At 52.3% G+C, this 12,993-nt stretch carries 9 protein-coding genes; 7 read left to right on the top strand and 2 right to left on the bottom strand.

Annotated elements, in window-relative coordinates; all coding sequences use genetic code 11:
• Positions 1 to 87 precede the first annotated feature (87 nt).
• From LX59_RS08815 to ahpF, 7 genes are all read left to right on the top strand, one after another.
• On the top strand, positions 88 to 672 hold the full coding sequence (locus LX59_RS08815; RefSeq protein ID WP_144571477.1) for a hypothetical protein: 585 nt from the start codon (positions 88 to 90) through the stop codon (positions 670 to 672).
• Between the two features lie 261 nt (positions 673 to 933).
• Positions 934 to 3,444: a sensor histidine kinase gene (locus LX59_RS08810; RefSeq protein ID WP_144571476.1), complete on the top strand. Its 2,511-nt coding sequence runs from the start codon at positions 934 to 936 to the stop codon at positions 3,442 to 3,444.
• A gap of 309 nt (positions 3,445 to 3,753) precedes the next feature.
• Complete coding sequence (locus LX59_RS08805; RefSeq protein ID WP_144571475.1) at positions 3,754 to 4,848, top strand: HD domain-containing phosphohydrolase; 1,095 nt, start codon at positions 3,754 to 3,756, stop codon at positions 4,846 to 4,848.
• Positions 4,849 to 4,978: 130 nt separating this feature from the next.
• Complete coding sequence (gene purE, locus LX59_RS08800; protein ID WP_144571474.1) at positions 4,979 to 5,470, top strand: 5-(carboxyamino)imidazole ribonucleotide mutase; 492 nt, start codon at positions 4,979 to 4,981, stop codon at positions 5,468 to 5,470.
• 87 nt (positions 5,471 to 5,557) lie between these two features.
• Complete coding sequence (locus tag LX59_RS08795; RefSeq protein ID WP_144571473.1) at positions 5,558 to 6,643, top strand: 5-(carboxyamino)imidazole ribonucleotide synthase; 1,086 nt, start codon at positions 5,558 to 5,560, stop codon at positions 6,641 to 6,643.
• An 11-nt stretch (positions 6,644 to 6,654) separates the two neighbouring features.
• Positions 6,655 to 7,188: a DUF3299 domain-containing protein gene (locus LX59_RS08790; protein ID WP_144571472.1), complete on the top strand. Its 534-nt coding sequence runs from the start codon at positions 6,655 to 6,657 to the stop codon at positions 7,186 to 7,188.
• Between the two features lie 146 nt (positions 7,189 to 7,334).
• A complete protein-coding gene (ahpF, locus tag LX59_RS08785) occupies positions 7,335 to 8,897 on the top strand; it encodes an alkyl hydroperoxide reductase subunit F (protein WP_144571471.1) in 1,563 nt (520 codons plus the stop codon).
• A gap of 44 nt (positions 8,898 to 8,941) precedes the next feature.
• Here ahpF and LX59_RS08780 read toward each other — a convergent pair whose 3' ends face one another.
• Together LX59_RS08780 and mprF are read right to left on the bottom strand one after the other, a co-directional pair.
• Entirely contained in the window at positions 8,942 to 10,201 is a 1,260-nt protein-coding gene (locus LX59_RS08780; protein ID WP_144571470.1) for a virulence factor family protein, read from the bottom strand.
• A gap of 8 nt (positions 10,202 to 10,209) precedes the next feature.
• Positions 10,210 to 12,831 (bottom strand): bifunctional lysylphosphatidylglycerol flippase/synthetase MprF, encoded by a 2,622-nt coding sequence (mprF, locus tag LX59_RS08775; protein ID WP_144571469.1) that lies wholly within the window; start codon positions 12,829 to 12,831, stop codon positions 10,210 to 10,212.
• Between the last annotated feature and the right edge of the window lie 162 nt (positions 12,832 to 12,993).

Raw genomic sequence — 12,993 nt, 5'->3', positions numbered from 1 at the left:
ATGATGCCTGCTTTGTTCGATTATCGCCCCACCTGAAGCAGCCTTTGCCTCAAGTGGTTTTATCCGCCTAGCACTAGGAGCTTTGACATGACGCAGACCGCACCTCCAGAAGCACGTCCCAGTGCTCGTATTTACCAACTGGAACCTTATCGCTTCAGCAACAACCTGCCGCCGGATACCCGCGATAAACTCAAGGAGATTTTCGCCCACTGGTCCGAGTCAGAAAAAGCTGAAGCCTTGGTGCGGGAAATCATCGACCAAGCTCCTGATACCTTAGGGGTGCGCATCGTCGCCTATCGCTTTTATTTTTATCGGCGCCGCTCAGCCGAAGCAGCACACTGGGCTTTATCTTGCTTGGACTGGTTATCTAAGCGGTTGGATTTACCCGATGACTGGCGGGCGGTCACTGGCGATATGGCGGATTTTAAAAACTGGCACGCCTATACCCGTCTGTGGCTGCAATCTTTAACCGCCTATTCCTACAATATGGCGCGCTTAGGCAAACAAGCAGAATCACTGGCAGCCTTAGATAAGGTGAATGAGCTAGATCCCAGTGGCAAACTAGGCGCGGCCCGCTTACGTCAGGTATTTACCGGGCCTCGTGGCGACGCGGGCATGCTGTTTCCCAAAGAGCATGAGCACTGGCGCTTTCCTTACTCCTCTGAGTCCTAAGGCTCAGCCTGTATAGCCTTGGTACTTGTACCTACCAAGGCTTTTCCCGTCAAAAACTGATCCCTATCCTTTCTTGAGCGCCATTTAAGCCTAGGTAAAACCGCGACATTCTGGCTAGCGAAGGCTCGTGCAGGTTAGAAAAAAACCCCGTATTGTTGATCAAAAAACTCAACCCTACGCAAGGAGAAGCGAGCACATCCAAAGCTCCCTTAGCCCCCGCTTTCGAGCCCAAAGGCCTCATGTCTCGCGTACTGTCAATTGATGAAATCCCGACTGTTTGGTTTACGAGAGTGGATCTGGCGTGCCTTTGTGCGAGGAGCCCTAATTCCTCTAGTGCTGGTGGAGTCTGTACTGATTGCGGTCTATCTGATCGCCAATACTTCCATTCACAAGGCGCAAACCAACTATTTGCGCGAGGTAGCCCACAGTGAATTGGATATGGCTTCACACCGTGAATCCTACCTTATCGACAGTCAGTTAAAGGAAATAGGCCAACTGGCCGAACTGTACCGACATCTCACAACTCAAGCTCTGCTTTACCCCAAAGTTAAACTCATCACGCCCCCCAAATTAGCTATTACGCCCACGGGAGTGCGTTATACCCCGGTTGATACGGGAGGAGCCGCTAGTTTTTACTCCAACATCACCCCGATTAAGCTACAGGATCTGGACAAAATAGCCCGCCTCAGCACGCTGGATACGCTGATGGAGGGAATCCAAAAGCGCCATCCCTTCATCACCAGTATTTATTTCAACAGTTGGGACGGTTACAACCACATTTATCCTTGGTTCTACACCCCAGACCAATACCCCCATAACATTTGGGTGCCTGAATTTAATTTTTACTATCTGGCCGATGCCCAACATAATCCCAAACGCCAACAAGTTTGGACGGACGTTTACCTAGACCCCGCCGGACAGGGCTGGATGATGTCCGCCATTGCCCCTGTGTACCGAGACGACTTTTTAGAGGGCGTGGTGGGACTGGATATCACTGTTGGCACCCTACTCAAACAGATCAATCATTTATCTGTGCCTTGGAACGGCTATGCTGTATTAGTGAGCGATCAGCTCAACATCATGGCGCTCCCTGAACTGGGAGAGCAAGACTTCGGTCTGCGCGAACTGACTCAACATTCTTACGAAGATGCAGTCCGCAAAGAACTGCTCAAACCCGAAGACTTTAATCTGGCCAAACGCCACACCACCCAAGCGCTTGCGCAAGCTATCCGCCAACAGCCTAAAGGCATTATTAATCTGCATTTAGGCCAGCAATCCAAATTAGTGGCTTGGAATACCGTACCCAGCACCAACTGGCATTTGCTGATGGTGGTCGATGAGCGCAACGTATACGCCGAAACAGAAACCCTAAGCCAACATTACAAACATATTGGCTATCTGATGATTGGAGGACTGGTTCTCTTTTATATCCTATTCTTCGCCTTTATGTGGTGGCGTGCCCGCCATCTGAGCAGTGCGTTATTAACGCCTATTCAGGGCATCCAAGACATGATGGCTGAGATTGGCCGAGGACATTGGAACCCAGAGCGCCCTGAGTCTCAAATCCAAGAACTACAAAACATGGTGCAACACACCATCAATATGGAAGAGCAGCTACAACACAGCGAACAACAACGCAATCGCACGCAGCAGCGCTTAGAACTGGTATTAGACAGTGCTACCGAAAGCCTGTGGGAATGTGACCTACACAGCGGTTGGACTTTTTTACGAGGGCGCTTTCGCCAGCGCTTTGGGCTGCCTGCCGACTCCATCAGCGAAGCAGCCTTTTTACGGCACATCCACCCCGATGACCTAGAAGCCTTCAAACAATCCAAGCGCCTCACCCAACAACAGGATGTTCCCTGCGAGACAGAGTTCCGTTTTAAAGATGCCAACGACCAGTACCACTGGTTACTGGGCCGAGGTCGTATTGTGGAGTATGACCGAGGAACAGGAACTCCTCTGCTGATGGCCGGAACCTACGTTGACATTGATGCCCTCAAACAGACCGAGGCCAACCTACGCCAAGCAACCCTCGAAGCCCAAGCCGCCAGCCAAGCCAAATCACGTTTTATATCCAGCATCAGCCATGAACTGCGTACCCCGCTGAATGCGATCTACGGTTTCGCCCAGCTCATCCAGCTAGAACAAGAACAGCGTACCTCCGACACCGCCTGTCAAAACTCAGAATATCTGCGCGAACTGCTCGTAGCCAGCCAGCACCTGAACGCACTGGTTAACGATATTTTAGATTGGACAAGCATCCAAGCCGAACACCCTAAAATCGACATGCAGGCCGTTAGCGTTGCAGCGATACTCAACGAATGTGCCGAACTGGTGCGCTTAGAGGTAGTACGACATGAGCTTCAGCTCCGTTTGGAGCTACCCGACCCAAGGATTAAGATCCTGGCTGATCCACGGCGATTGCGCCAAATTCTGCTGAATTTGCTGTCCAATGCCATCAAATACAATCACCCTCAGGGTGTTATCCGTTTAGGCTATCAAATACAAGATGCCCAGATCCGACTCAGCGTAACGGACACCGGTAAAGGCATCGCCCCTGAGCTTCAGCCTCACCTGTTTGAGCCTTTCCAGCGCCTAGGCCAAGAAAACACAGCGATTCAGGGCACGGGGATTGGCCTTTCACTGTGTCGAGAGCTGGCTAAATTACTCAAGGCTCATATAGGTTTTACCAGCACCTTGGAGCAAGGTAGCTGCTTTTGGGTGGAGTTTCCCATTATGGCCCCTCAGGGTACTGAGCCCTCCTCCTGATCAAACCAGATAAGCCAAAAACGCTCTATCGCTAAGGCAGGTTTGCGGCTGTACTCAGATAAGAGGTGCTAGCCTACTGATATAAGTATCCCCACAATAATCAATGCCATTCCCCCTGAACTCTCTGGATTAAGGGGGCTAAGCTATCACCTAGACTACACTGTCTAAGTCTAACCGAAGCAGCCCCTGTGATCATTCTGCTCACTTTTGCATATGGACTGCTTATTGATTGTAAGCCTTCAGCCGTGCTGCTTAATCCATCGCCCTAGGAAGACATACGATCTCGTAAAAAAATTATAAGGAGATTCAATGTTGCCGGAAGCACTATGCAAGGCTCAAGTGGTGGTCATTGATAACACAACCACTAACCTAGACCTATTGGAATCCAGCTTACGCACCCTCGGCATCCAACAGATAAAGTCTTTTACCAACTCGGCAGCAGGGCTGTTATGGCTACAGCACAATCCTTGGGATTTATTGCTGCTGGATTTAAATATGCCCGCCCCCGATGGCTTTGACATCCTTAAAGCCTTCAGTACACGGGATATCTCTTGTGCCCCTATTTTGATAGCAACCACCCTCAACGAGGCCCAAGAACGCCGCCGAGCCTTACAACTAGGCGCTAACGATTGCATCTATACCCCCGTTGATGTACCCGAATTACTCTTGCGAGTACGCACCAACCTAAACCTCAGCCTAGCCAGTCAAAGCCTTAAAGCAGAACGCAAGCTACTGGAGCAACGAGTACAAGAACGGGCACAACAACTGGCTGAAACTCACAAAGCCACGCTACGCAGCCTATGTCGGGCGGCACAGTATCGAGACAACGAAACCGGTAATCACATCCTGCGGATTGGTGAACTGGCGGCTCTATTAGCCAAGGCCTCTGGCCAATCTGCTGAATGGGTAGAGAGCATCCGTCAGGCAGCGCCCATGCATGACATTGGAAAAATCGCTATCCCAGACCAAATTCTCAACAAATCGAGTCGATTGACGGAGGCAGAACGGCAGATCATGAATACCCATGCCCGTATTGGTTACGAAATTCTTCATGATTTTCAGCATGCCCCTCTCATGGCTATGGCGGCTGAGATCGCCTTAAATCATCATGAAAAATGGAATGGCAACGGTTACCCCAACGGATTGGCTGGGGAAGCCATTCCACTCGCGGCCCGCATTGTAGCCCTGTGTGATGTCTACGATGCCTTACGCTCCGTGCGCCCCTATAAAAAACCTTGGCCCCTAGAAGAGACCTGGAGCTTTATTCAGGAGCAATCTGGCCACCATTTCGACCCAAAACTGGTGCGTGTCATGTTGGATATTCGGGATGAGCTGGAACAACTACATCAGCACTTTTCTGACCCTAAACCACTCGACCAACAGCCCATTAGGGGACTGGAATAGCGCCTAGGGTTTTCAGGTATACTGCGGCGTTTCGAAGCCAAACTGGATCGAAGTTAACCTTACAAGCCACGCCCTTTGCGTGGCTTATTATTTTTATTGCGCCAGCGGCGCTGCAACAAGAGGCACAACTATGAGCGCACTGGTAGGCGTAATCATGGGCTCCAAGTCCGACTGGGCCACCATGAGCCATACCGCAGATATGCTAGAACGCTTGGGCATTCCACACGAAGTTCAGGTTGTTTCCGCTCACCGAACGCCCGATTTACTGTTCCAGTACGCAGAACAGGCAGAACAGCGGGGTCTGCGCGTCATTATTGCTGGAGCTGGCGGCGCAGCCCACTTACCCGGCATGTGTGCGGCTAAAACTCATATTCCCGTATTAGGGGTTCCGGTACAGTCTTCTATGTTATCGGGTGTTGACTCTTTGCTGTCCATCGTACAGATGCCTGCGGGAATTCCCGTCGCCACCCTAGCCATCGGCAAAGCAGGAGCCGTGAACGCCGCTTTGCTGGCCGCTGGTATCTTGGGCCATGAGTTTCCCCAATACCAGAACGCACTGAAGAAATTTCGCGAAGATCAAACCCAAACCGTGTTGGATAACCCTGATCCACGCGATTTTTAAGCCTCAAAAGGGCTGCCGGAGCCCTCTAAATGCCCTGCATGATCAGGCCGCCTCCGGCACTGCGACCTGTCTTGGAGCACTCCATCCATGAAAATCGGTGTTATCGGTGCTGGCCAGCTAGGTCGTATGCTGGCATTAGCAGGTATTCCGTTGGATATGAAGTTTGTTTTTCTTGATCCCGCTCCCGATGCCTGTGCGGCGGTCTTAGGACAGCACATCCAAGCGGAGTACACAGACCAGAACGCCCTACGCCAACTCGCTGAAGCGGTGGATTTAGTCACCTTTGAGTTTGAAAGCGTACCGGCTGAAACCGTCGCCTTCCTCGGCCAGTTTGTGCCGGTTTACCCCGCCGCAGAAGCCTTACGCATTGCCCGTGACCGCTGGCTGGAAAAATCCTTATTCCGCGATCTGGGCATCCCAACCCCAGAGTTTGCCAACATCCTCAGCCAAACCGACTTAAACCAAGCCGTCGAGCGCATCGGGCTGCCTGCGGTACTTAAGACGCGCACCCTTGGCTACGATGGTAAAGGGCAAAAAGTGCTACGTACTCCGGCGGATGTCACCGAGGCTTTTGCAGACTTAGGCGCGGTGCCCTGTATTTTAGAGGGCTTTGTCCCCTTCACCGGCGAAGTATCCTTGATTGCAGTGCGCGCCCGCAGTGGCGAAACCCGTTTCTATCCCCTAGTACACAACACCCACATCGAAGGTATTTTGCACCTATCCATCGCCAGCACTGAGCATCCCCTACAAGCCAAAGCGGAAGACTATGTGGGCCGAGTGCTGAAACAACTGGATTATGTCGGAGTGTTGGCCTTTGAGTTCTTTGAGGTTGATGGCGGACTAAAAGCCAACGAAATAGCACCCCGTGTTCATAACTCAGGACATTGGACGATTGAGGGGGCAGAATGCAGCCAATTTGAACAACACCTGCGCGCCATTTCTGGTTTACCCCTAGGCTCCACCGCCCGCCGCTGCCACAGCGCGATGCTGAACTGCATCGGCTCCGTGCCCAGTACAGAGCAGGTACTGAGTATTGCCGATGCGCACCTACATCACTACGGCAAAGCCTTTAAAGCGGGCCGTAAGGTGGGGCACATCAGCCTCTGCGCTTCAGACCCTGCCACTTTAGAGCAAAACATCAGTCTGGCCAGCAACTTGCTCGCACAGAGGTAGGAGGCTTTCGTATGCGCTATGGGCTCTGCGGTCTGATACTGCTGTTGGGATTAGCCGGAATCACTGGGGCTCAGGCAGCCCCTCAGGAGTTGGACTGGCTAGAACTGATGCCGGCCGAAGATCGGCAAGCCCTAGAAGATATGCCCGAAATTGATCACATCACCCCAGAAGCTCAAGGCTTTACCGATCAACAGCGCCTTAAACAAGCCCCAGGATTGCCGGAGGTGATGTACTCCGGCAAAACCGTACCGGCTCTGCACAATAAGTCAGTTCGATTGGCAGGCTACGCGGTTCCCCTTGAGCAAGATGCTAAAGGACGTATGACCCAGTTTTTCCTCGTGCCCTATCCCGGAGCCTGCATTCACGTCCCACCGCCACCACCCAACCAAATCATTCTGGTGCACTACCCCAAGGGTTTTGCATTGAGCGATCTGTATGATCCTCTTTGGGTAGAAGGTGCTCTGAAGATCGAGAAAATCCAGAATGACCTCGCCGATGCCGCCTACCGTTTGGAAGCCAAACAGGTACGCGCCCTCACCGACTGAGCTCTGCTCTCAATATAGTCATACCTAATTAACACTAGTGGATTAATTAATTTAACTAAAACACCCAATGGGCTTAAGGTAGTCCTAACGCAGGATTTATCCTATTAAGTTCACGCGGCCCTTTCTTAATTACGGAGTGTATGCGCATGTTGGACGATAGCCTCAAAGGTCAACTGAAAGCCTACTTGGAAAAAATTACCCGTCCGGTGGAAATCGAAGCCTCTTTGGATGACAGTGAAAAATCCAAAGAGATGCTGGAGCTTTTGCAGGATATCGCCGGTCTCTCCAATCAACTGAGCCTCAATACTCAGGGACAGGATGCGCGCAAGCCTTCTTTTGCCCTCAACAGCCCCGGAGAGCAAATCAGCCTGCGCTTTGCCGGGCTGCCCATGGGCCACGAATTTACCTCGTTAATTCTGGCCCTGCTGCAAACCGGCGGCTATCCCTCCAAAGCCAGTGCAGAAACCATTGAGCAAGTTAAAGCACTGGACGGTGAATACCGGTTCGAAACCTATTTCTCCCTGTCCTGCCAGAATTGCCCGGATGTGGTACAGGCCCTCAACCTGATGGCGGTGCTTAACCCCAAGATCAAGCACGTTGCTATTGATGGGGCGCTGTTCCAAGCTGAGGTCGAAGAACGCCAGATCATGGCCGTGCCTACCATCTACCTGAACGGCCAACCCTTCGGCCAAGGGCGTATGGAGCTGGCTGAGATTTTAGGCAAATTGGATACGGGCTCTAGTGCTCGTGAAGCCGAAAAACTCAAAGCCAAACAAGCCTTTGATGTGCTGATCGTTGGCGGTGGCCCGGCTGGAGCTTCAGCAGCAATCTATGCCGCCCGTAAAGGTATCCGCACCGGATTGGTAGCCGAGCGCTTTGGCGGTCAGGTGCTGGATACTCTGGCCATCGAAAACTTTATCTCCGTCCTCGAAACCGAAGGCCCGGTCTTAGCAGCGGCTCTGGAAAGCCACGTGCGCCAATACGAAGTGGACGTGATGAACCTGCAACGCGCCAGCCAACTGATTCCAGCCTCCGTAGCCGGTGGTTTGAACGAAGTGCGCTTTGAGTCCGGTGCCTCCTTAAAGGCCAAAACCGTGATTCTGGCTACCGGAGCTCGCTGGCGTGAAATGAATGTCCCCGGCGAGAAAGAATACCGATCCAAGGGGGTAGCCTATTGCCCGCACTGCGACGGCCCGCTGTTCAAAGGCAAGCGTGTGGCCGTGATTGGTGGTGGAAACTCTGGAGTAGAAGCCGCCATTGATTTGGCCGGTGTCGTCGCCCATGTCACCCTGCTGACCAATAGCGTACTCAAAGCCGATGCCGTGCTACAACGCAAGCTGCTCAGCCTGCACAACGTGACGGTCATTACCTACGCTCAAATCAGCGAAGTGAAAGGCGATGGTAACAAGGTCAACGGGTTAGTCTATAAAGACCGCAACTCCAGCGAATACCACAGCTTGGAGCTAGAAGGGGTGTTCGTGCAAATCGGTTTAATCCCTAACACCGATTGGCTCAAAGGCACCGTAGAGCTGAGTACCCACGGTGAAGTCGTGATTGATGAGCGGGGCCAAACCTCATTGCCGGGCATTCTGGCAGCGGGTGATGTCACCACTGTACCTTACAAGCAAATCGTGATTGCCGTGGGCGAAGGGGCTAAAGCGGCCTTAACCGCCTTCGATCATCTGATTCGCACCTCAGCACCGGCTTAAACTCTGGGGAGTCTGTCTTAACAGACAGGCTCAAGCCTGCTGTATTAAGGAGCGTTTTGACGGGCACGAATTACCGCCATCAAACGTTCCGCCAAAGCCTCATAGTTTTGATCGAAATGATGGCCTCCCGGTAACGCCAACACCTCGCCTTTAAACTCGGCTTGGGTGCAGCCACTCTCGGCTTGCTCCTCCAATCCATACACACAAAACAGCTTGCGCTCTGGAATCTTGACCAACTCAGGCCCAGTTTTAAAGTCATCGCCTACTTCGCCTAACCATCCCTGGACTTCAACCTCCAAACCACCGCTACGAGCCAAAGCCAACAGCAGCAATGCATCGGTTTGTTGTTGATCCGTTACTGGCAGACGGTTATACAGAGCCGGCAGAATATCGGCCCCAAAGGAATAACCCGCGAATACAAAACGCTTAATCCCCCAGCGCTCGCGGTAGTGCTGCATCAACTGCTCTAGGTCAGCCGCCGCCTGTTCCAGACTTTTGTGCTGCCAAAAATAGCGCAGTACATCAATACCCACGACCGGAAACCCTTGTTGCGCCATACGCTCAGCAATATCGCGATCCAAGTCACGCCAACCGCCATCACCGGAATAAAACAGGGTCAAGGTGTCCAGAGCCGGAGCTTTAGCCGGTACTTCTACCACAGGGACGGGGTCGGCCTGCCCTTGCAGCGCCCGTTTAATTTGGCTAAACAGCACCACCGGCAAAGGCGTACCGTAAGGACTGATGGCAATCTCTGCTTGGGGTTGGTTACGCACAAAAACAGCACTGGCCTCATCGGGGCTGTCATTCCAAGCGACTCGCCACCGACCTTTAACCACGGCCTGTGGCAAAGGCTGATCGCAGTCAAGATGCTTGACAGAAAACCCCACGGACAGCGCCAGCGCTGATTCATGCTCATTTTGATTGGCTAACCAACGCCAAGCATAAGCAGCCCCACGATCAATACCCGCGACCAGATCAGGAGTAGCGCCTAACCGCTTAACCGCCTCCTGAAAAATCTGATCTTGAGCCACACAGTCTGGAGCCCCTAAGACCAACTGTAGGCTTTGAGCTCCATTTTCAGCGGCTAGTTTGAGTAACTGTTCATCGCTTAATTGCTGTTGTTCCGTTACCACCAACAACAGATGGGCTTTAGGATCATCTGCTGGAGTGGCACGCTTCACCCACCCGCCGCCCCCCATAGGAAAGCGCTCCAAATGGGCGCTGGAAACCGGCCAAATAAGCCATACCAAAACTGTAGCCAACCATAAGCCCAGCACACCCCATCCAAGCAGTCGGTACTTCATAACGCTCCTTAGCGTTTTACCAATCCGGTCAAACCACCGGCAATCAAGGCAGCGGTGTCGGCCATAGCGACCAAGGGATCAAGCCCGGTTGGAACCGCCAGATAACGCGGCTCCCACGTGGGCTGAAATTTTTCTTTAAAGCGCCGCAGCCCTTGGAAGTTATAGAAAGACTCTCCGCGCTGAAACACCAAAGCGCCCAAACGCTGAGACAAGGGCGCACCACGACGCGGTTGCAGACCGGATAAAGGCACCATGCCTAAACTAAATTGAGCATAACCTCGACGCTGATACTCCAAAATCAAGCCCAGCATCATAAACTCCATCGTCAGCTTAGGTGCATGGGGTAAGACCCGCATCAAGTCCAAGCTGGCTAACTCCTGTACATTGGTTTCCAGCAAATTGGCAAAGGCCACCGCTTGCCCCTGATGCCGCACCACCACCATAGGAAAATACTTCAAATAGGATTCGCTAAAACGTCCCAAGGAAAAGCCTTTTTCTCGTACTTGCTTCACTTCCAGCCAAGCATCGGAAATCGGCTTGAGTTCGGCTAAGGGCGCTTGACCGGGACGGTAAAACTCCAACACCAAACCATCGCGCTGCCCTCGACTTAGGGTATAGCGCAACTCCTTCATCTCTTTACACTTTTGCTCTAAGCAAAAGCTTTTCAGGTTAACCCGTGCCTCTTCACCCAATTTCACCGCGATCAGGCCAATATCCATATACAGCGGTAAATTTTCAGGCCGTACCTGATAGAACACCGGACGCGCATGATGTAGATCACAGAGATCACGGAATTGCCAAATCAACTCCGCCCGCGCTTGGGGAGAACCGATAGGATCAAACAAAGCCACCAAGCTGCGCCCACGCCGGGCATACATCAAAAAGGCTTCATCGCCCTGAAACAGTAGAGCTTTATCCCCACTTAATACTAAGCCGCCGTCTGGTTGTGTGGAGCGACTGACAATCTGGGCCGCCCGTTCTAACTCCTCTTCAGAAGCCAAGCGAATGGCAGGCAAACGGGCTTGTAACAGCCATATGGTGACAATAACCACCAGCAGTAAGCCACTACCCAAAGCGGCACGTAGCCCACGCGGGGCATCACTGTCTAATGCAAACTGCCACCAGAGTTGACTGCTGTAGGGAATATCCTGATAAGCAAACAGCAACAGCCAGATGGAAGTCGCGATCACGCAAGCACTGGCCAACAGGCAGGTTGGAGTAAAGGGCTGCTCCATCAGACGACTGGGCCGGTAAAAAGCCCGCCGAAACAGAGCCAGCAGCAAGGCAATCAAGGACAGGATTACCGCCTCTTCCCAATCAAAGCCTTTAAGCAGGGAAAACACTGCCCCAATAACCAAGAGTAAGAGGGTTAAGGCCCAAGCCGCTGATTGCCGCCGCCACAAGCCATTGGCTAACAGCAAGCACAGTACACCGACCAAACTAGCTGCAAAGTGCGAAGCATTAATCAGTTGGTCAGGAATGAGAAAACCCAAAGTCTCCAAGCGCGTGTCAATGGAGGGAGTGACGCCTGAAAACAGCAGTACGATACCGCCCAAAAACACCAGCAATGCCAGTAAAGGTGCAGCCAATCCAGAAGCAAACTGCAAAGTCTGCTGAGAAGGGGCTGGTAAAACACGCCGAGCTTCTGAAATTAACAAACACACACAGGCCAACAATAAAGGCAGCAGCATGTAAATCAGGCGATACAACAGCAAAGCAGCGGCTAATGAAGCAGGATCAATTTGCTTAGAAAACACGCCCAGCATGACGGCTTCAAAAACCCCTACACCACCGGGTACATGGCTAAGCACCCCTGCGGCCAAGGCCAATAAGTACACCAATAAAAAGGTGCCAAAGGGCGGAGACTGAGGTAAGAGCAGATACAAAACCCCGGCGGCAGCCATGACATCCATTAGGGTAATCAGCAATTGCAGAGCAGATAACTTCAGCCCCGGCAGGCGAATGCTAAAACGCCCCCAATACATCAAAAAACTGTGGGGGTTGGGATACTCACAACGCTTGGGCCAAGCTAAAGCTATACCTAAGATAACATAGCCTGCGATCAATACTAAGGCCAGCGTCACGACCGCGGACTCAGAAAAACGCAGGGCCAAAGCGGTGGCCGCAGGATCCATCAAAGCCGCTAAGGCGGCTAACAGGGGCAAACTGCAGCCCAAAGACAGGCTAGCAAACAGAGACATCCGCGCTACATCGGGCATTGTTAACCCGTGACGCGCATACAGGCGATAGCGCACCGCGCCGCCGGAAAACATCGACAATCCCACCGCATTGCTAATCGCAAAGGCGCAAGCTCCTCCCCCAATTAAAACCCTTGGCGGGAGCTGCACTCCAGCATACTGAGTAGCAGACCACTCATAGCCTACTAAGGCTGTAAATCCTAACAAGGTCAGCAGTACCGCTCCCCCCATAGCCGTAAACGGTACCTTGGCTAAGGCCTCACTTAAAGCAGCAGGATTAATCTCCCGCAACAAATGGTAACAAGCGATCAGTGCAAAGCTAAATACCAGTACGGCTAGGGCCGTCCCAATCATGCGGCGACGGCGCAGGCGATCCAGTGGAACCGCAGAAGCACTATTAGAGGCAGCGGAAGACAAAGAGGCAGTGCTCATCAGATACCCTCAACAATAGGCTTTCCCTTCTAGTGAGACACAGAATGTATTGCAAGAGGGTAACAAAAATTTTCTTAGATAAGGGGTATTTAGCACAAACTCGACTTAAGCAGCAGGGATAAAAGCACGTTTCCGACTAGCGCCCCATTCGTTAGCATGTCA

This window comes from Azomonas agilis (assembly GCF_007830255.1).
Lineage (GTDB): Bacteria > Pseudomonadota > Gammaproteobacteria > Pseudomonadales > Pseudomonadaceae > Azomonas > Azomonas agilis.
The sequence above is the reverse complement of the archived record's forward strand: the minus strand, read 5'-3'. Positions and strand labels throughout refer to the sequence as shown.

Coding starts and splice junctions, on each gene's coding strand:
- LX59_RS08810 (WP_144571476.1), top strand. CDS start 934: ATGAAATCCCGACTGTTTGGTTTACGAGAGTGGATCTGGCGTGCCTTT.
- LX59_RS08790 (WP_144571472.1), top strand. CDS start 6,655: ATGCGCTATGGGCTCTGCGGTCTGATACTGCTGTTGGGATTAGCCGGA.
- LX59_RS08815 (WP_144571477.1), top strand. CDS start 88: ATGACGCAGACCGCACCTCCAGAAGCACGTCCCAGTGCTCGTATTTAC.
- LX59_RS08795 (WP_144571473.1), top strand. CDS start 5,558: ATGAAAATCGGTGTTATCGGTGCTGGCCAGCTAGGTCGTATGCTGGCA.
- LX59_RS08805 (WP_144571475.1), top strand. CDS start 3,754: ATGTTGCCGGAAGCACTATGCAAGGCTCAAGTGGTGGTCATTGATAAC.
- LX59_RS08780 (WP_144571470.1), bottom strand. CDS start 10,201: ATGAAGTACCGACTGCTTGGATGGGGTGTGCTGGGCTTATGGTTGGCT.
- ahpF (WP_144571471.1), top strand. CDS start 7,335: ATGTTGGACGATAGCCTCAAAGGTCAACTGAAAGCCTACTTGGAAAAA.
- purE (WP_144571474.1), top strand. CDS start 4,979: ATGAGCGCACTGGTAGGCGTAATCATGGGCTCCAAGTCCGACTGGGCC.
- mprF (WP_144571469.1), bottom strand. CDS start 12,831: ATGAGCACTGCCTCTTTGTCTTCCGCTGCCTCTAATAGTGCTTCTGCG.